Here is a 20170-nt window from a genome sequence, read left to right on the forward strand (position 1 = left end):
TACGATATGTAACGCTTCATTAAAAATGAGAGCTTTGAAAAATATAGCAAAATCCGCCCGCTCCCTCGAGGGCGGGCGATCCGGTGAGGAGCCGGATCGCCCGTTGAGGGAGTGTCGCGGATTATCCCGTCGTCAGTTCGCCTGACGACGCAGGAAGGCCGGAATTTCCAGCTGGTCTTCCTCGGACAGCGTGCGGGCCTGCGGGGCCTGGCGACCGGTCAGGTCGAGCTGGCCGGCAGCCCCCTGCGCGGCCGGACGGGCCGGTGCCGGAGCCGGACGCATCGCCGGCTGGGCCTGCTGCTGCACCGGGCGCGGCTGCGGAGCAGCGGCACGCGGCTGGGCGGCGGGCGCCGGACGCGGGGCCGGCTGCTGCGGACGCGGAGCGGGAGCCATCTCGGCTGCCGGCATCTCGTCCTCTTCCTCGCGGCGGCTCAGGCCGTTGGCGAGGCGACGCAGCAGGCTCATCGGACGGCGGTCTTCGCCGTGATGATGCTCCTCTTCCGCCGCACGGGCGTGGACATGAGCGCGCATCTCGCGCTGCGCCACGGGCGGGAAGTCCTCGATCGAGGGCATGCGCGCGGGCTGCGAGACGGTTTCTGCGACCGGCGGGATATAAGGCTCGACGACCGGCGCATCTGCGACGGGTTCGGCAAGATCCGCCTCGTCCAGATCCGCCAACGGGCTGTTGTTACCGATCATGCCCGGAGCCGGAGAAAAAGGGGCGATTTCCACCTCCGGATCGGTCGAGGCCTGGACCGGCTCGGGGATCTCGAGCTCCTGCTCGATCTTCTCCACCGTGGCCGGGCGCGCGGGCGCGGCCGGACGCGAAACCGGAGCGGCAGCGGCAGGGCGGGGACGCGCCACCGGGGCCGGCTCGGAGATCGTCTTCAAACGCTCGGTCAGCTCGGCCATGCGGGTTTCCGCCGGAGAGGCTTCCTCACGCAGCTCCTTGTCGATGCCCGTCGCCACGACCGACACGCGGATGATGCCGTCGAGGCTCTCATCGAAGGTAGCGCCCAGTATAATGTTGGCGTCGGCATCGACCTCCTCGCGAATGCGGGTGGCTGCCTCGTCCAGCTCGAACAGGGTCAGGTCGTTGCCGCCGGTGATCGAGATCAGCAGGCCGCGAGCGCCCTTCATCGAGGTCTCGTCGAGCAGCGGATTGGCGATCGCCGCCTCGGCAGCCTGCATCGCGCGCTTCTCGCCGGACGCCTCGCCCGTGCCCATCATCGCCTTGCCCATGCCGCGCATGATCGAGCGCACATCGGCGAAGTCGAGGTTGATGAGGCCTTCCTTGACCATCAGGTCGGTGATGCAGGCCACGCCCGAATAGAGCACCTGGTCGGCCATCGCGAAGGCGTCGGCGAAGGTGGTCTGTGCATTGGCGATGCGGAACAGGTTCTGGTTGGGGATGACGATCAGTGTATCGACCGCCTTCTGCAACTCGGTGATCCCAGCTTCGGCGATGCGCATGCGGCGCACGCCCTCGAACTGGAACGGTTTGGTGACCACACCGACGGTCAGTATACCCATCTCGCGCGCGGCCCGCGCGATCACCGGTGCAGCGCCCGTGCCGGTGCCACCGCCCATGCCGGCGGTGATGAACACCATGTGCGAGCCGGACAGGTGGTCGTTGATCTCGTCGATCACTTCCTCGGCGGCCGCCGCGCCCACGTCGGGCTGCGAACCGGCGCCCAGACCTTCGGTCACGGCGACGCCCATCTGGACGACACGCTCGGCATGATTGCTGGCCAGCGCCTGGGCATCGGTATTGGCGACAACGAAGTCGCAGCCCTGCAGGCCGGCCTGGATCATGTTGTTCACGGCATTGCCACCGGCGCCACCGACGCCGAACACCGTGATTCTGGGCTTCAATTCCTGAAGATCAGGCATTTTCAAGTTGATGGTCATGGCTTCCTCGCGACCCTCGAGAGACCGTTGCCGGCGCTCTCACTCAAACCCTCAGTTCCCTCGTCATGCGCCGGGGGTTGTGCGACCCGACGCTTCCCGAGGCAGTTTCCCGCCTCAGAAACTATCCCGGATCCAGTTGCCGACCCTAGCCAGCGCACTCGATCCGAATGTCCATCTTGCGTTCGCGCCGCGCGGCTCGAACTGCTCGACCTGCGCCACCTGCGGATAGATCAGCAGTCCGACGGCGGCGGCGAAAGCCGGTCCCTTGGCGGCTTCCGGCAGGCCGGCGACGCCCAGCGGACGTCCGAGCCGGACCTGGCGGCCGAGAACCCGGCGTGCCACCTCGCTCAAGCCGGTGAGCTGGCTCGCTCCGCCGGTGAGCACGATGCGCTTGCCCACCCGCCCGGCAAAGCCGGAGGCCGTGAGCCTGTCGCGCACCAGTTCCATGATTTCCTCGACCCGCGGCACGATCACGCGCGTCAGCATCGAGCGCGGGATCTGGTGCGGCAGGTCGCTGTCGGCATCGACCGGGGGAATGGAGATCAGGTCCCGTTCGTCCGCCTGGCTCGGCAGGGCCGAGCCCTGCAGCGTCTTGATCCGCTCCGCATCGGCAAGGCGCGTCGACAGCGCCCTGGCGATATCCATCGTCACGTGATGGCCGCCGACGGCAATCGCGTCGGTATGGACCATCTGCCCCTCGACGAAGACCGACAGCGTCGTGGTGCCGCCGCCCATGTCGACGCAGGCGACGCCGAGCTCCGCCTCGTCCTCCACCAGGGTGGACAGGCCGCTGGCATAGGGCGTTGCGACCATGGTCTCGACGGTCAGGTGACCGCGGTTGATGCAAAGCTCGAGATTGCGCACCGGCGCCACCTCGGCCGTCACCACCTGCATGTCGACGCCCAGACGGCGGCCGATCATGCCGCGCGGGTCTCGCATGCCGCGATTGCCGTCCAGCGTGTAGGCGATCGGCAGCGCATGCATCACCGCGCGCCCGTCGGCGACCGTGTGGGCGCTGCCGGCGGACAGCACGCGCTGGATATCGGCCTCGGTCACGGAATCGGACGCAAGCCCGACGCTGGCCGTGATGATCTCGGAGTTCAGCCGGCCGCAGGTGACGTTGGTGATCAGCGATTCCACCGTCAGCCCTGCCATGCGCTCGGCCGCGTCCACCGCCAGGCGGATCGCCTGCTCGGCCGCGTCCATGTCGACGACGACGCCGGACTTGAGGCCGCGCGAGCGCTGGTAGCCGTAGCCCAGCACCTCGATGGAGTGGGTGCGGCCGGGCAGCACGCAATCGTCGTTGCGCGGGCTCAGCTTGGCGATCAGGCAGCAGACCTTGGTCGAGCCGATGTCGAGCACCGAGACGACGACGGCCCGGCGGCCGGGCAGCGGCCGCATGCGCGGCAGATAGATCGGGGCGGACCGGCGGCTCATGCATTGCCTCCCGAGCGCTTGGCGCCCCGCGACTTGGTTTCGGCGTTGCGGCGCTCGATCGCCTCGTCGCTCATCCGCACCACGACACGGTCGGGCAGGCGGATGTCGACGACGGTGATATCGCGGGTCAGCAGCCCGTTGTCTGCGTCCATGCGGACCAGGTCGGAGAGCGCGCGGCCCACATCCGTTTCCGGCAGGCGCACGGTCAGACCGTTTTCCAGCAGCAGGTCCCAGCGCCGGTCGGAGACGAGGCGCGCGGCGCGCACCCGTGCCCGCAGCTCCGGCACCTTCTCCAGTGCTGCCAGGATCTCGGCGCCGCGATACTGCGCGCCGTGACCGACCAGCATCAAGAGGTTGGCGTAGCGCCCGTCGACATCGTCGCTGATCACCTGGCCCTTGGCATCGATCACCGACAGGCTGTTGCCGCGCTGCCAGAGCGCGAAGGCCTCGCGCTCGTCGATGCGCACCTGCAGCGTGCCCGGATACAGCTTCTGCACCGACACGGTCTCGATCCACGGGATGCGGGCCAGCCGCTCGCGCGCCGCCGAAGCGTCGAACAGGGCGAGCGAGGTGCCCTGCTCGATCTCCAGCGCTTCCAGGATCTCGAACTCGGTCGTCTCGCGCTGGCCGGAGAGCTTAACGGCCGCGATCTCGAAACCGGCTGCCGAGGTAAGTGATTCGCTCACCGTGCGGGCGTAACCGCCGACGGCCAGGGCATAGAAAATGGTCGCGGACAGGAAGACCAGCGCGCCGGCCGTGCCCGTCCACTCGGGAAGATCCTGCAGGATGCCGGCCGCGCGCCACAGGGGGCGGCGGTGCAAACGGGGCACGCCGCGACCGCGCGGCGCCAGCGCCGCTTCGATCGGCAGGACCATGTCCTCACCCCGTTTTGCCTTCATCGTCCGCAACTTGCGTCCTCCACCAACCAGCTGGTCAGCTCTTCGTAAGAGTGTCCCGCATGTGCCGCGATCTCGGGCACGAGCGAGGTTTCCGTCATTCCGGGCTGAGTGTTCACTTCAAGACAGATCAGTTCGCCGCCGCCGCCGGGCTGTTCGTCGAAGCGGAAGTCAGCCCGCGTCACGCCCTTGCAACCGAGTGCCTGATGCGCCCGTAGGCTAAGTTTCTGTACTTCTTGGTAAACAAATGGTGAAATTTCGGCCGGCAGGATGTGTTGTGATCCGCCAGGGGCATATTTCGCGTCAAAATCGTAGAAACCGTGTCCCAGCGGCATCACCTCGGTGACCCCCAGCGCCACGTTTCCCATGACCGCGCAGGTCAGCTCGCGCCCCGGCACATACCGTTCGATCATCACCATGTCGCCGTAGGGCCAGTCGTCGCGGAAGAGCTCCTGCGGCGGATGCGGAGCGTTTTCCTTGACGATCAGGACCCCGTAGGACGAGCCCTCTCGCACCGGTTTGGCGACGTAGGGCGGGCTCATCACATGTTCGCGAGCCGCCGTCATCCTGTGGACGACCTTGTGCTCGGCGACAGGAATGCCGACCGCCTTCATCACCGCCTTGGCCTTCTGCTTGTCCATGGCCAGCGCCGAGGCCGCGACGCCCGAATGGGTGTAGGGAATGCCGAGGATCTCCAGCACGCCCTGGATGCAGCCGTCCTCGCCGTAGGGGCCGTGCAACGCGTTGAAGGCAACATCCGGGCGCAGCTCGGCAAGCACCGCGGCGATGTCGCGCTGCACGTCGATCCGCGTCACCCGGTAGCCGGCGCGCTCCAGCGCGGCCGCGCAGCCCTCGCCCGACTTCAGGCTCACCGAGCGCTCGGCCGACCAGCCGCCCATCAGAACCGCGACATGCTTGCGTTCAGCCATCGCCCGCCGCCTCCGTGATCCGCTTTCCAAGGAAAGGCTCGACGCTCTCGCCGCCAGCCCACACGCCGAGCCGCTTGATCTCCCATTCCAGGGCGATACCGCTGGTCTCCAGCACCCGCGCACGCACCGTCTCACCCAGCAACTCCAGATCGTGACCGGTGGCCTCGCCGGTGTTGATCATGAAGTTGCAATGCATGTCCGACATCCGCGCGCCGCCGATCTGCAACCCGCGGCAGCCGGCCGCGTCGACCAGCTTCCAGGCCGAGTGGCCCGGAGGGTTCTTGAACGTCGAGCCGCCGGTCTTCTCGCGGATCGGCTGCGCCGCTTCCCGGTGGGCGTTGACCTCGGCCATTTCCTGGCGGATCGCCTCGCGCTCGCGCGGTTCGCCGCGAAACAGCGCCTGCGTGAAGATCGTATCGCCGGGCTGCTCGCTATGCCGATAGCGATAGGCCATGTCGTCGCGGCTCAGCCGCACGATCTCGCCCGCCCGCGTCACGCCGGTCAGCTCCACCATCACCTCGGCGGTCTCGCTGCCATGCGCGCCGGCATTCATCCTGAGCGCGCCGCCCACGGCGCCGGGAATGCCGGCGTAGAACGCAAAACCGCCCTGACCGGCGTCCGCCGCCGCCTCGGCAAGCCGCTTGTCCGGCACCGCGGCGCCCGCACGGATCGCCCCGTCTTCCTCGACCTCGACCGAGCCGAAGCCCTTGGCCGCAAGCCGCACGACGACCCCCTCGATGCCGCCATCGCGCACCAGGAGGTTGGAACCGAGGCCCACCGGCAGCACCGGGATTTCCGGCGGCAGGGCTTTCAAGAACAGCGCCAGATCGTCCGTGTCGGCCGGCTGGAACATCAGCTGCGCCGGTCCGCCGACGCGGAACCAGGTCACGGCCGACAGCGGCTGGTTCGGCGTCAGCCGTCCGCGCAGCCCGATCCGGTCGAGACCGTGACGGGCAACGAGGTCGGGCCAGCTCATGCCCCGCCCCCTGACTTGCGGGCGGCTATCAGCTTCTCGGGAAGGGCCTGCGCCCATTGCGAGATGTTGCCGGCGCCAAGGCACACCACGTAGTCGCCGGGCTCGGCGATGCGCGCCACGGTCGCCGCCAGCTCTTCCTCGCCGCCGATCGCATGCACGCTGCGGTGGCCGCTGGCGCGGATGCCGTCGGCAAGGGCCGTATGGGTGATGCCCTCGCGCGGCGCCTCGCCGGCCGCATAAACCGGCGCGCAGACCACGTGGTCGGCATCGTTGAAGCAGGTGGAGAAATCGTCGAACAGGCTCTCCAGCCGGCTGTAGCGGTGCGGCTGCACCACCGCGACCACCTTGCCCGGGGCCACGGCCCGGGCCGCGGCCAGCACCGCGCGGATCTCCACCGGATGATGGCCGTAATCGTCGAACACCTCGATCCCGTCGGCACTGCCGGTATGGGTGAAGCGCCGCTTCACGCCGCGGAATGCCGCAAGGCCCTTGCGGATCTGGTCGCCGTCGAGACCAAGCTTCCAGGCGACCGCGATGGCCGCGGTCGCGTTGGAGACGTTATGCAGGCCAGGCATCGGCAGGGTGATGTTCTCGATCACCTGCGTGGTGCCGGCGATGCGGTCGCGGATCTCCACCTTGAAGACCGAATTCGCGCCTTCCGTCGTCAGGTCGAAGAAGCGCACGTCCGCCTGCCGGTTCTGGCCATAGGTGATGACCTGGCGATCCTCGATGCGCCCGACCATCGCCTGCACTTCCGGATGATCGAGGCACATCACGGCGAAGCCGTAGAACGGCACGTTCTCGACGAACTGCAGGAAGGCGTCCCGCACCCCGTCGAAATCGCCGTAATGGTCGAGATGCTCCGGATCGATATTCGTCACGACAGCGATATCGGCCGGCAGCTTGACGAAGGTGCCGTCGGACTCGTCCGCCTCCACCACCATCCAGTCGCCCTGCCCCATGCGGGCATTGGTCCCGTAGGCATTGATGATGCCGCCGTTGATCACCGTCGGGTCCAGCCCGCCGGCATCCAGCACCGCCGCGATGATCGAGGTCGTCGTCGTCTTGCCATGGGTGCCGCCAACGGCGATCGCCTGCTTGAAGCGCATCAGCTCGGCCAGCATCTCGGCGCGCCGCACCACCGGCAGGAAGCGCTCGCGCGCGGCCACCAGTTCCGGGTTGTCGCGCTTGATCGCCGAGGAAACGACGACGACACGCGCCTCGCCGAGGTTGCCGGCATCGTGGCCGACCTTCACCTCGATGCCCTTGTCGCGCAGCCGCTTGACGTTGGCGCTGTCGGAGACGTCGGAGCCCTGCACGGTATAGCCGAGCGTGTGCAGCACTTCGGCGATGCCGCTCATGCCGATACCGCCAATGCCGATGAAATGAACCGGACCGAGGTCCTGGGGCATCTTCATGATGCGCTTCCCCCTTGATCGAGATGGGCCGCAAGGGCGCCGACAGGCGCTCCGCTCGCGACATGTTCAACAAGATCGGCCAGCCGGCCGACCGCGTCCGGGTGTCCTGCGGCACGCGCCGCCTTCGCCGCCTCGGCAAGGCGCTCGGGCGCGGCCATCAGCTCGCCCAGCAGCGCCGCCAGCCGGTCGGCATCGAGATCCGCCTGCCGCACCGGCCAGGCACCGCCGGCCTTTGCCAGCACTTCCGCGTTGCGTCCCTGGTCGTTGTCCAGCGCATGCGGCAGCGGCACCAGAACCGAGGGCCGGCCGATCACCGACAGCTCGCTGACGCTCGAGGCGCCTGAGCGACACAGCACCAGATGCGCACCGGCGATCCGCTCCGGCATGTCGGCGAAGAAGCTTGCAAGTTCTGCCCTGACGCCCAGCCGGTCGCAGGCCTCGCGCATGCGCTCCATGTCCTCCGGCCGGCACTGCTGGACCAGGTCCAGCCGCGCCCGCTCCTCGTCCGTCATGCGCTCCAGCGCGCCGGGCATCGCATCGCTGAAGAAGCGCGCGCCCTGCGAGCCGCCGAACACCAGCAGGCGGAAGGCATCGCCCGGGCCTGCGGCCACATAGTCGCGCCCGCTCGCCGCGATCACGGCGTCGCGCACCGGGTTGCCCGTGCGCACGGACTTTGCCGCGAACTGGCTGTCGTCGCCGTCGACCAGCGGAAAGCTCGTCGCAACGGCCGTTACCCGTCCGGCCAGCATCCGGTTGGCCCGGCCCATCACCGCATTGGCCTCGTGCAGCACGCTCGGCACCCGGCCGAGAAAGGCCGCGAACATCGGCGGAAAGGTCGGATAGCCGCCGAAGCCGACCACCGCGTCCGGGCGCAGGCGGGCGATGAGCCGCCGCGACTGCATCAGGCCCTTGCCCAGCTTCAAGGCGGTGCGTGCGAGCGCCACCGGCGACTTGCCGGACAGGGTCGCCGAGGAGATCACATGCACGGCGCGCGCCGGAAAATCCTTGCCGAAGTCGCTGACGCGCGCATCGGTCGCCAGCTCCACCACATGGCCGCGGCGACCGAGCTCGGCCGCCAGCGCCTGTGCGGGAAACAGGTGGCCGCCGGTGCCCCCGGCGGTGAGCAGGATGGTGCGTGCCATGGACCTGCCGCTCACGACAGATGCGCGGGCGACAGGCGCGAGACCACCACGCTGTCGGAGCGCGAGGCCTGCGGCCGCCGGCGGGTCAGCGCCAGCACGAAGCCCATGGAGATCGCCATCGCCAGCAGCGATGAGCCGCCATAGGAGATGAACGGCAGCGTCATGCCCTTGGCCGGCATCAGGTTGAGGTTCACCGCCATGTTGATCGCCGCCTGGATGCCGAACAGCACGATCAGGCCGGCCGTCGCCAGGCGCCCGAACGGGTCGCTGTCCTGCGCGGCATGGCGCAGGCCGCGCAGCACCACGAAGGCGAAGACCAGCAGCAGCAGCAGGCAGACGATGATGCCGAATTCCTCGGCCGCCACCGCGAAGATGAAGTCCGTATGGCTTTCCGGCAGGATCCGCTTGATCGTGCCCTCGCCCGGTCCCCGGCCGAACCAGGAGCCCGAGACGAAGGCCTCGATGGCGCGGTCGATGTTGTAGGTGTCGCCCGCCCCCGGATCGAGGAAGCGGTCGACGCGGCTCTGCACGTGCGGCAGCATCATGTAGGCGGAGACGAGACCGCCGAAGCCCAGCACGCCGAGCGGCACGATGGCGAGCCACGACAACCCGTTGAGGAAGATCAGCGCCGCGAAGACCAGCGCGATCAGCATCGTCTGGCCGAAGTCCGGCTGGGCGACCAGCAGCGCCGCCGACATCACGAAGAGCAGCGTCGACAGCAGCGTGCCCGGCACTTCCGGCCGCCGCCCGCCTTCCGCCATCAGGAACGAGGCGAGCACGATCAGCGCCGGCTTGAGGAACTCGGAAGGCTGGATCGAGAAGCCGGCCATGTTGATCCAGCGCCGCGCGCCCTTGGCTTCCATGCCGACGAACAGCGTCGCCACCATCATCACCATGGAGATGATGAACAGCGCCAGCGCCGCCCGGCGCACATAGCGCGGGCTGAGCGCGGAGATCGCCAGCATCAGGCCGAGCGCCGGCACCAGGAAGAAGGCCTGCCGCTTGATGAAGTGGTAGCTGTCGATGTTGAGCCGCTCGGCCACCGCCGGGCTTGCCGCGAAGGACAGCACGATGCCGCCGATCATCAGCACGATGAAGCCGGCCACCAGAAAGCGGTCGACGGTCCACAGCCACTCTGCGAAGGGACTACGATCGGCACGACTGACCATTACGCGACCTCCTGTCCGCCCTGCTGCGGGACGATCCCGCGCACGGCCTCGGCAAATGCCCGTCCCCGGGCCTCGAAATTGGGAAACTGGTCGAAGGAGGCACAGGCCGGCGACAGCAGCACCACCGGCTCGTCCGCCAGGTCCTGCGCCGCATCGCGCGCCGCCGCGGCGACGGCAGCCTCCAGCGTGCCGGACATCTGCGTCTCGACATGACCGGCCAGCGTCGCCGCGAAGTCGTCCGCCGCCTCGCCGATCAGATAGGCCTTGGCGATCCGGTCGAACCACGGACGCAGGCTCTCGATGCCGCCTGCCTTTGCGCGGCCGCCGGCGATCCAGTAGATGCGCGAATAGCTCGCCAGCGCCCGCTCGGCCGCATCGGCATTGGTCGCCTTGCTGTCGTTGACGAAGAGCACCCGCCCGGCGCGGGCGACCATCTCCATGCGATGGGCAAGGCCCGGAAAGCTGGCGAGGCCCGCGCGGATCTCGTCGGCGGACAGCCCGAGGGCGAGGCACGCAGCCACCGCCGCGCAGGCGTTCTGCGCATTGTGCGAGCCGCGCAGCGACAGGATCGGCGCAAGGTCGGCGAACACGCTCTGCGCGCCGCCCTCGTCGAGCAAAAGCACGCTGCCTTCCGCGTGGATGCCGTCGGCAACCGGATGCCGGGCGCTGATCCGCCGCACACGCGTGCCGGCGCGCTCCGCCCGGTCGGCGACTGCCGCGCTGATCGCATCGTCGACGCCGACCACCGCAAGGCGGCTGCCGGCGATCAGCCGTTCCTTGACGGCGGCGTAATGCTCCAGCGTGCCGTGCCGGTCGAGATGGTCCGGCGTGATGTTGAGCAGGATGCCGACCGACGGGTCGATCGAGGGCGCAAGGTCTATCTGGTAGGACGAGCACTCGATCACGTGGATGCGCGTGAGTGCCGGTTCGGCCAGCTCCAGGATCGGCACGCCGATATTGCCGCCCATCTGGGCATCTCGGCCGGCGGATTTCAGGACATGAGAGATCAGCGCGGTCGTGGTCGACTTGCCGTTGGTGCCGGTGATGGCGACCAGCGGCGCGTCCGGGGCGATCCGCCGGCGCTCGCGCAGGAACAGCTCGACATCGCCGATCACCTCGACGCCGTGCTCACGGGCGAGCTCGACGCTCCAGTGCGGCTGCGGATGGGTCAAGGGCACGCCCGGCGCCAGCACCAGCGCGGCGAACTGCGACCAATCCTCCTGGCGCAGGTCCGCCACCTGAAGCCCCGCCTTGCGCGCCGCCTCTCGCCCTGCCTCGCCGTCGTCGAAGCACACGGGCACGGCGCCGCCGCTGGCAAGCGCGCGCGCCGTCGCCAGCCCCGATCCGCCCAGACCGAAGACCGCAACGCGTTTGCCCGTGAATCCGCTGACCGCGATCATGCGCCTACCTCAGCTTCAGCGTCGCGAGACCGACCAGGGCGAGAACCACGGCGATGATCCAGAAGCGGATCACCACCTGGCTTTCGGTCCAGCCCAGATGCTCGAAGTGATGGTGGATCGGCGCCATCTTGAAGACGCGCTTGCCGGTGAGCTTGAACGAGGCGACCTGCACGATCACCGAGATCGCCTCCAGCACGAACAGGCCGCCGATGATCGCCAGCACGATCTCGTGCTTGGTCGCGACCGCGATGGAGCCGATCATGCCGCCGAGCGCCAGCGAGCCGGTGTCGCCCATGAAGATCGCCGCCGGAGGGGCGTTGAACCACAGGAAGCCGAGGCCCGCGCCGATCACCGCGCCGCACAGCACGGCCAGCTCGCCGGTACCCGGCACGTGGTGAATCTGCAGGTAGTCGGCAAAGACCGCGTTGCCCGACAGATAGGCGATCAGGCCGAAGGAGGCCGAGGCGATCATCACCGGCACGATGGCGAGGCCGTCGAGGCCGTCGGTCAGGTTGACCGCATTGCCCGCACCCACCACCACGAAGGCGGCGAAGGGAATGAAGAAGATGCCGAGGTTGAACGCCAGGTCCTTGAAGAACGGAAAGCCGATCGAGGTGCCGTGCACGCCCCCCTCGAGCAGCGTCACGCACCAGGCGGCAAGACCGGCGATGAGGAACTCCAGGCCCAGCCGACTGCGGCCGCTGAATCCCTTGTGCGAGGCCTTGGTGACCTTGAGATAGTCGTCATAGAAGCCGATGGCGCCGAAGCCTACCGTCACGCCGAGCACGATCCAGGTGTAGGGATTGGCAAGGTTCGCCCAGAGCAGCGTGGCGACGATCATGCCCGACAGGATCATCAGGCCGCCCATCGTCGGCGTGCCCTTCTTCGTCAGCAGGTGGCTCTGCGGGCCGTCCGCGCGGATCGGCTGGCCGTGGCCTTGCCGCAGGCGCAGCGAGGAGATGATCATCGGGCCGAACAGGAAGATGAACAGCAGCGCGGTCATGATGGCGCCGCCGGTCCGGAACGTGATGTAGCGGAACACGTTCAGTGCCGAGAACTGGTCGGCAAACTCGACGAGGAAGTAAAGCATCGGCGTTCCTATTCGGCCCCGTCGTCTTCGACGGGGAAATCGCGTTTGAGGGCCTCGACCAGCGGCCCCATCCGGGTGCCGAGCGAGCCCTTGACCATGATGACGTCGCCCGGACGGATATCCTCGATGAGCAGCGGCTTCAGACCGGCCGCTTCCTCGGAATAGGCGCCGCGCTGGTGTTTCGGCAGCAGCTCCCACAGCGCGTGCATGCGCGGTCCTGCGCAGTAGACGAGATCCGCACCGGATTCGGCAACAGGCCGGTTGAGGGCCGCATGCAACTGCAACTCGGCCTCGCCCAGCTCCAGCATGTCGCCGATCACCGCGATGCGGCGGCCGTTGCGCTCGATCGGGGTTTCCCGCAGGAGGTTGAGCGCGGCGCGCATCGAGGCGGGGTTGGCGTTGTAGCTCTCGTCGATCAGCGTGGCGCGGCCGTTCGGCAACTGCAGCACCGCCTGTTCGCCGCGTCCCTTCGGCGCGCGGAAGGCGGCCAGCGCCATGCCGGCACGGGCCAGGTCGCCGCCCAGTTCCGCCACCGCGCCCAACACAGCAAGGCTGTTGGCCACCAGGTGCACGCCCGGCGCGCCGACCTTGTAGGTGATCTGCTGGTCGAAGACATGGCCGGAGATCGAGCTGCAGCCCGTCTGCGCGGACACCCGCTCGGCCTGCACGTCCGCCGGCCCCTGCCGCCCGAATGTGGCGATGCGGCGCACGCCAGCGGCCTTCGCGAGATAGGTCAGCAGGTCAAACTGGTTGTTGTCGCGGTTGAGCAGCGCCAGACCGCCCGGCTCCAGCCCCATGAAGATTTCCGCCTTCGCCTGGGCGATGCGCTCCACCGAGCCGAAGAACTCCAGATGCACGGCCTCGACCGTGGTGATCGCCACCACGTGCGGGCGCACCATCTGCACCAGCGGGGTGATCTCGCCGGCATGGTTCATGCCGATTTCGAAGACGCCGTATTCGGTGTCCGCCGGCATCCGCGCCAGCGTCAGCGGCACGCCCCAGTGATTGTTGAAGGAGGCGACCGGCGCATGGGTGCGCCCGGACGGCGACAGCGCCAGCTTCAGCATGTCCTTGGTGCTGGTCTTGCCGACCGAGCCGGTCACCGCAACGATGCGGGCACGGCTGCGGGCCCGCGACGCGCGGCCCAGATCGCGCAGCGCCTCCAGCGGGTCCTCGACCACCAGATAGCGCCCCTTCGGCGGCAGCGAGCCGACGCGTTCGCGCGCGACGATGGCAAGCGCGGCTCCCGCCTCGCAGGCCTTGGCCGCAAAATCATGCCCGTCGAACCGCTCGCCCGCGATCGCCACGAAGGCCTCGCCGGCGGCAATGCTACGGCTGTCGATGGAAACGCCGGTGATGTGGGGAATGTCCGCGCCGCGCAGTTCGCCGCCCGTCGCCTCGACCATCTCGTCCAGATACCACAGCGGCCGGTCGGGCTCGGCCTCGATCGGCTCTCCGGCGACCGGCGCCGGCTTCACCGCAGGCGCTGCCGGGGCGGTAAAGGAGGGCACCGCCGGCACGACGAAGGCCGGGTGCACGCCCGCTGCAACGGGCGCAGGCTCTGCCGTTTCCTGACGCTCGGAGACGGGTTCGACAGCTTCTTCCTGCGCATCGACGATTTCGGCTTCAGTGTCTGTGTCCGCCTCGTCCTCTTCGTCAGCGACGGCAAGCCACTCATTCTCCGCCGGCGGCTCGTCCGCCAGCGCATCCTCATCGCTCTGCGTCTCGAGAGCTTCGGCCTCTTCCGTCAGCGCGTCGGGACCGCCGAAAATATCGTCGTCACCCTCCAGGACCGTCTCGGCGGGCTCGTTCTCCTCGCCGGAATCATCATCGCCGACAAGGTCCTCGGCCAAGCTCTCTTCAAGCTCGCTCTCGTCGGCCTCGTCCTCGGCCGTCTCAGGGTCGTCCACCGGATCCGTTTGACCCAGAAGATCCTCCTCGGTGAGGACGATTCCCGGAAACGTTCCCCTGCCCGCTTCGTCATCGGCCAGCAGATCATCCTCGTCCGCAGCGACAAGGTCCGCCTGCGGCTCATCGGCCGTCAGGTCGTCTTCAGGCAGCTCGCCCTCAAGCAGTTCGCCCTCGGGCTGGTCGTCTTCCGAGAGGACCTCTTCGGAGAGAAGCTCGTCTGCCAGATCGTCGTCGGCCAGATCCTCTTCGGCGAGGTCTTCGGCCAGCTCTTCCTCTGCAGCCTCCTCGTCGCCAGCGTCCGGTTCGTCGCCCTCCTCTTCGGCAACGTCCCCTTCGGCAGCACCCTCCTCCGCAACGTCTTCTTCGGCGCCAAGCTCCACATGCAGCTCGTCCGCCTCGTCGTGCAGTTCGGGCTCCTCCGCCTGGTCGGCGCCGCGGTCTTCTTCGTCGAACAGCTCGTCCAGCAGGTCGTCCTCGGACAGCTCCAGCGGAAGACCGTCCTCCTCGTCCGTTTCGGGCAACGTCTCGTCTTCGGCGTCCTGCGCCGGATCGAGGCTGCCGGCGAGCGCCTGTTCCAGCGCGTCGTCGAGGTCGAGCCCGAGGTCGATGCCCCCGTCCTCGGCGGCATCGAACAGCGCGCTTTCGGCCATCGCCGCAATCGCCTCGCGTGCGACCTCGTGATCGGAGAAGGGCAGCACCTGATCGCCGACGATCTGGCCCGGCTCATGGCCCTTGCCGGCGATGCACAGCACGTCGCCCGGCTGCAGCATGCCGATGGCGGCCTCGATGGCGTCGCGCCGATCGCCGATCTCCAGCGCATCCGGGGCGCCGTCCATCACCTCGGCGCGGATCTTCGCCGGGTCCTCGCTGCGCGGATTGTCGTCGGTGACGATGACGATGTCGGCCTGCCGGGCCGCGGCCTGCCCCATCAGGGGGCGCTTGCCCGGATCGCGGTCGCCGCCGGCTCCGAACACCGTGATCAAGCGGCCCTTGGTGAAGGGGCGCAGCGCCGCCAGCGCCGTGTCCAGCGCATCCGGCTTGTGTGCATAGTCGACGAAGACCAGCGCCCCGTCGTCGGTCTCGCCGACCAGCTCCAGCCGGCCCGGAGCGCCCTGCAGCTCCTCCAGCGCGGCCAGCGCCACGCTGGTGGGAACGCCGCTGCAGATCGCAAGACCGGCGGCGACCAGCGCATTGGACACCTGGAAGCGGCCGGCCAGCGGCAGGCGGACCTCGAAGAAGCCCTCGATGGTCTCGATCGACAGAACCTGCGTGAAACCGTCGTGGCTGATGTCGAGAAGCTTCAGGTCGTCGCCGCCCTCGCCGACGGTGAAGACGCTGCGGCCGAGCTCGCGCGCCAGAGCCAGGACGCGTCCGGCATAGGGCGCGGACGGCTCCAGCACCACCGGCTGGTCGCCCTCCAGCAGCGTATCGAACAGCCGCAGCTTGGCCGCAAGATAGTCCTCGACATCGGCATGGTAGTCGAGATGATCGCGGCCCAGATTGGTGAAGGCCGCAGCCGTCAGGCGCAGCCCGTCGAGCCGGCGCTGGTCAAGCCCGTGGCTGGAGGCCTCGAGCGCAGCATGGGTGATGCCGTCGTCGGCCAGCCGCGCCAGCGTCTGATGCAGCGACACCGGGTCCGGCGTGGTCAGGCTGCCATACTGGGCGCCGCGGCTGGTCACCGTGCCGATGGTGCCGAGGCTCGCGGCCTCGAACCCGGCATGGGCGAAGATCTGGCGGACGAAGACGGCGACGGAGGTCTTGCCGCTGGTGCCGGTCACCGCCACCAGGGTCTCGGGCTGGCGCTCGTAGAAGCGGGCGGCCATCAGCGCCAGCGTGCGGCGCGGGTCGTCGCTGACGATGACGGGGCAGCCGCCCTCATCGGAGCCGAGCGCCGCCAGCGGCGTGTCGCTGCCCACCAGCAGGGCGCCGGCGCCGGCATCGCGTGCGGCCGCGATGAAACGGGTGCCGTCCGCCTTCGCGCCTTTCAGCGCGGCGAACACAAATCCCCTGGAAACCGTTCGGCTGTCTGCGGACAATCCGGCGATTTCGGTTTCGAACTCGGGCGCGGCGAGCACCTGTTCGCCGGTGAGGTCCTTCAGCAGCATATCCTGCGCCAATATCCGTTGTGCGTCGTCGTCAGGACCGTAAGGGGAGCTTTGGTGCGACCCCGCCCCCTTGGCGATCCGGTCAGTAGGAAATCGATACCGTCTCCGTCTTGTCTCCGAACTGCGGCAACACTCCGAGCATCGGGGCAACCCTGCGGATGATAGCCGAGGTGACCGGCGCCGTGTTCAGGCCTGCGGTCGCGCCGATGCCCTCGCGCTCGGACTTCGGCTCGTCGAGCACGACCAGGACCACGTAGCGCGGCTTGTCCATCGGGAAGGCAGAAAGGAAAGAATTGCGGCGCTTGTTGGATACGTAGCGGCCGTTCTCGATCTTTTCCGCCGTTCCGGTCTTGCCGCCGACCATGTAGCCCGGCACTTCCGCGCGCCGGCCGGAGCCCGACAGGACGTTGAGGCGGAACAGGTAGCGCATCATCTCGCTGGTCTGCGGCGACACGACCTGCGTTGCCAGCTTCGCCGCTTCCTCGCGCGAGCGCGGCACGAAGGTCGGGGGGATCAGGCGGCCGCCGTTCATCAGGGCCGCCGTCGCCACCGCCGTCTGCAGCGGCGTCACCGAGATGCCGTGGCCGAAGGAGATCGTGATTGCCGCAAGCTCGTTCCACTTGGGCGGCAGCAGCGGCGTTGCCACTTCCGGCAGGTCCGTCTTCAGCCGCGTCGTCAGGCCGAGCCGCTCCATGAAGGCCTTCTGCTCGTCGACGCCGACCGACAGCATCATCTTGGCCGTGCCGATATTGGACGAATAGATGAAGGTCTCGGCGACCGACAGGATGCGGCCCTTGCCGTGGAAGTCGCTGATCGTGCGCCCGCCGACCCGCAACGGCCGCGTCGCGTCGAAACTGTCGTTCATCGTCACCTTGCCGCTGTCCAGCGCCATGGCGACGGTGAAGCCCTTGAACACCGAGCCCATCTCGTAGACGCCGCCGGACGCGCGATTCATGCGGTCCTTTTCCAGCGCCTGGGCCCGGTCGTTGGGATCGAAGTCGGGCAGCGAGGACATGGCGACCACCTCGCCGGTCTCCACGTCGAGAACGACGCCGATGCCGGCGATTGCCCGGTAGCGCTCCAGCGCCTTGACCAGTTCGTCGCGCACCACATGCTGGACGCGCAGGTCCACCGACAGCTGCACCGGCTCCATCGTGCGGTCGCTGGCAAAGCCGAGCTCGCGCAGGTCGCCGAGCCAGGCCCGGTCGACCGCCAGCTCCATGCCGGAAATGCCCTGGTTGTCGACATTGACCGAACCGACGATATGGCCGGCGGTCGGGCCGCCCGGATAGAAGCGGCTGTTTTCTTCCAGGAAACCGATGCCGGGAATGCCGAGATCATGGATCTGCTGGCGCTGGCGCGGGGTCAGCTCGCGCTTCAGCCAGATGAAGCCGGCATTGCTGGCCAGCCGGCGGCGCACCGCATCGGTGCCCAGTTCCGGCAGCACGCTGGCGATGCCCTCCAGCGCCTCGTCGACGTCGATGATCTTGCGCGGCTCGGCGAACAGCGAGGCGGTCTTGATGTCGGTCGCCAGGATCTGGCCGTTGCGGTCCAAAAGGTCCGGGCGCGAGGCGGCGACGCTGTCCTGCGCCGAAATGTAGGAGGCCGACTTCGCCTCCTCGCTCATGCCCAGCATGATCAGCCGGCCGCCGATGGCCATGTAGACCAGCGCGAAGACCGCCATGGCCATGTGCACCCGGGCCCGCACGGCGCGGGTCGAGGGACCGCGCGGCACGTGCCGCTCGCCGACCGTGCGGCGCTGCAGGAAGGAAACGGGCTGATCCGTGACCGCCATTGTTGCCCCCTATCGGACCGTCGGCGACGCGCCGGCAAAGCCGCCGAGCGTCAGGTTGCTGTCGATCGGCTCGAGCTGCACCGGCTTGACCGGCACATCCTCGATCCGGGTGATCTGCTCCACCGAGAGCGGCTGCAGCTGAAGATGTTCGTTGTAGCGATCGACCAGCCGCTGCAGGCGGCTCGGGTCGTTGAGCAGGCTCCACTCGGCGCGCAGCATCTGCAGCTGCGCCCGCTCGTCCTCGATCTGCCTCTGCAGCGCGGCGACATGCTCGGCCGAGCGTTCGGCGTCGTGCTTCATGTCGTAGACGGCGGCGGCGGCAGCCAGGACGCCGATGGCGAGGATGACGTTGGTGTAGCGGCTCATGGGTTCACTCCTCCCCGGCCGGCGCGGCGACCGACGGGGCACCGAGTTCGCGGGGGTCGACTTCGCGTGCCGGGGCATCGAGACGGCGGGCGGCGCGCAGCTTGGCGGAGCGCGCACGCGGGTTGGCCGCGACTTCGTCCTCGCCCGGATCCACCGCGCCGCGATGGAGGGGCTCGAAGGTCGCCGGCGGCACCTCGATATCCGGCATGTGACGGGAACCGCCGGCGCGGGTGCGGCTGCGCTCGGCGACGAATTTCTTGACGATCCGGTCTTCCAGGCTGTGGAAGGTGACGACGACGAGCCGGCCGCCCGGCTTCAGCGCGCGCTCGGCCGCGGCCAGCGCATCGACCACTTCGTCGAGCTCGCGGTTCACATAGATGCGCAGCGCCTGGAAGGTGCGTGTGGCCGGATGGATCTGCTTGCCCTTGAACGAGCGCCCGACCACCTTCTCGATCACGGCGGCAAGGTCGGAGGTGCGCTCGAAGGGGCGCTCCTTGCGGCGCTCGGCGATCGCTCGCGAGACGGCGGACGCGCGCCGCTCCTCGCCGAGAATGCCGATCAGCCGGGTCAGCTCGCGCTGGGGCATGGTGTTGACGACATCCGCCGCCGACAACCCGCGCGCTTCCATGCGCATGTCCAGCGGCCCGTCGAAACGGAAGGAAAAGCCCCGCTCGGCTTCGTCGAGCTGCATGGAGGAAACGCCGAGATCCAGCACCACCGCATCGACCTGCGGATGGCCGGAGGCCGCCGCGTGGGCATCGAGCGCGGAAAACCGGCCCTCGACCAGCATCAAGCGGCCGCCGCTTGCGGCAACCAGCGCCTGGCCGCCGGCAATCGCATTGGGATCCCGGTCGATGGCGATCACCTGCGCGCCCGCATCGAGCAGCGCCGAGGTATAGCCGCCGGCACCGAACGTGCCGTCGACGACAGTGGCGCCCGACACGTCGCCGAGCGCCTCCATCACCTCTTTCAGGAGAACCGGAACATGGCGAGGCGCCGCCTCGTCCTTGCGCTGCGCCGTCATTGGCCGCCCCCTGCGCTCGTGCGGGGAGAGGACAGCACGGACATGGCGCGCTTCATCGCGTCCGCGCGGTGGGCGCGGAAGCGCTCGGGCTCCCAGATCTGGAACTTGTAGCCCTGGCCGACAAAGGTGACCTGGTCCGTCACTCCCGCATGCTCGCGGATCATGTCGGAAAGCATCACCCGGCCGTCTCCATCGATCTTCAGGGTTTCGCTGGCGCCGTAGAGCGCAGTGGACAGGGCGTCGTGGTCGGCGGTCAGGGTGTCGAGCCCCTCCAGCCGCTTGGCGATCTCCGCCACGAGCTGGTGACCGCCCGCATCCACCGCCATCTGGTGCAGGGAAGGAAAGCAGTAGAGACCTTCGAAGCCGTCGCGCGTCAGGGCCTGGCGGAAAGAAGCCGGAACGGAAACCCGCCCCTTGGCGTCGAGTCGATTTGTGTAGTGCGACACGAAGCCGGACATCGATTCTCTCGCCCCATCGCCGGATGCGTCGCATCCGGCCACCGCCTAACTCCCGATCCCTGGAAACGCCGGTGCGTAGCGCAACGCCGGCGGCCCGACCGCATGTCGGCCCGCAATGTCGAATTGTGAGCCGCTTGAGCCCC

The 20170-nt window shown here is 68.5% G+C and carries 15 protein-coding genes and 1 pseudogene; all 16 read right to left on the reverse strand.

From position 1 onward, the window contains the following. Window positions 1–132: 132 nt before the first annotated feature. Entirely contained in the window at window positions 133–1911 is a 1779-nt protein-coding gene (gene ftsZ / locus ACVJ6E_RS11665) for a cell division protein FtsZ (RefSeq protein ID WP_120267150.1), read from the reverse strand. A 114-nt stretch (window positions 1912–2025) separates the two neighbouring features. Next, the gene (gene ftsA, locus ACVJ6E_RS11670) at window positions 2026–3312 is read right to left on the reverse strand and encodes a cell division protein FtsA (protein ID WP_208996658.1); all 1287 of its coding nucleotides are present in this window, start codon (window positions 3310–3312) and stop codon (window positions 2026–2028) included. A 32-nt stretch (window positions 3313–3344) separates the two neighbouring features. Beyond that, on the reverse strand, window positions 3345–4223 hold the full coding sequence (locus ACVJ6E_RS11675; protein WP_120267148.1) for a cell division protein FtsQ/DivIB: 879 nt from the start codon (window positions 4221–4223) through the stop codon (window positions 3345–3347). Between the two features lie 20 nt (window positions 4224–4243). Next, window positions 4244–5173: a D-alanine--D-alanine ligase gene (locus tag ACVJ6E_RS11680; protein WP_120267147.1), complete on the reverse strand. Its 930-nt coding sequence runs from the start codon at window positions 5171–5173 to the stop codon at window positions 4244–4246. Continuing rightward, complete coding sequence (gene murB, locus ACVJ6E_RS11685) at window positions 5166–6149, reverse strand: UDP-N-acetylmuramate dehydrogenase (RefSeq protein ID WP_120267146.1); 984 nt, start codon at window positions 6147–6149, stop codon at window positions 5166–5168. The genes ACVJ6E_RS11680 and murB overlap by 8 nt, the downstream gene beginning before the upstream one ends. Continuing rightward, on the reverse strand, window positions 6146–7567 hold the full coding sequence (gene murC / locus ACVJ6E_RS11690; RefSeq protein ID WP_120267145.1) for a UDP-N-acetylmuramate--L-alanine ligase: 1422 nt from the start codon (window positions 7565–7567) through the stop codon (window positions 6146–6148). The genes murB and murC overlap by 4 nt, the downstream gene beginning before the upstream one ends. Next, entirely contained in the window at window positions 7564–8709 is a 1146-nt protein-coding gene (gene murG, locus ACVJ6E_RS11695; RefSeq protein ID WP_120267144.1) for an undecaprenyldiphospho-muramoylpentapeptide beta-N-acetylglucosaminyltransferase, read from the reverse strand. The genes murC and murG overlap by 4 nt, the downstream gene beginning before the upstream one ends. Before the next feature lie 11 nt (window positions 8710–8720). Then, window positions 8721–9878, reverse strand: a complete 1158-nt coding sequence (gene ftsW / locus ACVJ6E_RS11700; protein ID WP_120267143.1) for a putative lipid II flippase FtsW — start codon at window positions 9876–9878, stop codon at window positions 8721–8723. Next, entirely contained in the window at window positions 9878–11278 is a 1401-nt protein-coding gene (gene murD, locus ACVJ6E_RS11705) for a UDP-N-acetylmuramoyl-L-alanine--D-glutamate ligase (RefSeq protein WP_120267142.1), read from the reverse strand. Before murD ends, ftsW begins: the two co-directional genes overlap by 1 nt. A gap of 4 nt (window positions 11279–11282) precedes the next feature. Then, on the reverse strand, window positions 11283–12368 hold the full coding sequence (mraY, locus tag ACVJ6E_RS11710; RefSeq protein ID WP_120267141.1) for a phospho-N-acetylmuramoyl-pentapeptide-transferase: 1086 nt from the start codon (window positions 12366–12368) through the stop codon (window positions 11283–11285). An 8-nt stretch (window positions 12369–12376) separates the two neighbouring features. Continuing rightward, window positions 12377–14929 (reverse strand): UDP-N-acetylmuramoylalanyl-D-glutamyl-2,6-diaminopimelate--D-alanyl-D-alanine ligase, encoded by a 2553-nt coding sequence (locus tag ACVJ6E_RS11715; RefSeq protein WP_199681064.1) that lies wholly within the window; start codon window positions 14927–14929, stop codon window positions 12377–12379. Continuing rightward, window positions 14912–16384 (reverse strand): annotated as a pseudogene (locus tag ACVJ6E_RS11720) (UDP-N-acetylmuramoyl-L-alanyl-D-glutamate--2,6-diaminopimelate ligase); the annotation flags it as partial. The pseudogene ACVJ6E_RS11720 and the gene ACVJ6E_RS11715, both read right to left, overlap by 18 nt. A gap of 82 nt (window positions 16385–16466) precedes the next feature. Next, window positions 16467–18179, reverse strand: coding sequence for a peptidoglycan D,D-transpeptidase FtsI family protein (locus tag ACVJ6E_RS11725; RefSeq protein ID WP_120267140.1), 1713 nt, complete (start codon window positions 18177–18179; stop codon window positions 16467–16469). Between the two features lie 9 nt (window positions 18180–18188). Continuing rightward, complete coding sequence (ftsL, locus tag ACVJ6E_RS11730; RefSeq protein ID WP_120267139.1) at window positions 18189–18545, reverse strand: cell division protein FtsL; 357 nt, start codon at window positions 18543–18545, stop codon at window positions 18189–18191. 4 nt (window positions 18546–18549) lie between these two features. Next, on the reverse strand, window positions 18550–19569 hold the full coding sequence (rsmH, locus tag ACVJ6E_RS11735) for a 16S rRNA (cytosine(1402)-N(4))-methyltransferase RsmH (RefSeq protein WP_120267138.1): 1020 nt from the start codon (window positions 19567–19569) through the stop codon (window positions 18550–18552). Then, a complete protein-coding gene (gene mraZ / locus ACVJ6E_RS11740) occupies window positions 19566–20027 on the reverse strand; it encodes a division/cell wall cluster transcriptional repressor MraZ (protein ID WP_120267137.1) in 462 nt (153 codons plus the stop codon). Before mraZ ends, rsmH begins: the two co-directional genes overlap by 4 nt. Between the last annotated feature and the right edge of the window lie 143 nt (window positions 20028–20170).

The organism is Stappia sp. G46H5W, assembly GCF_058448995.1.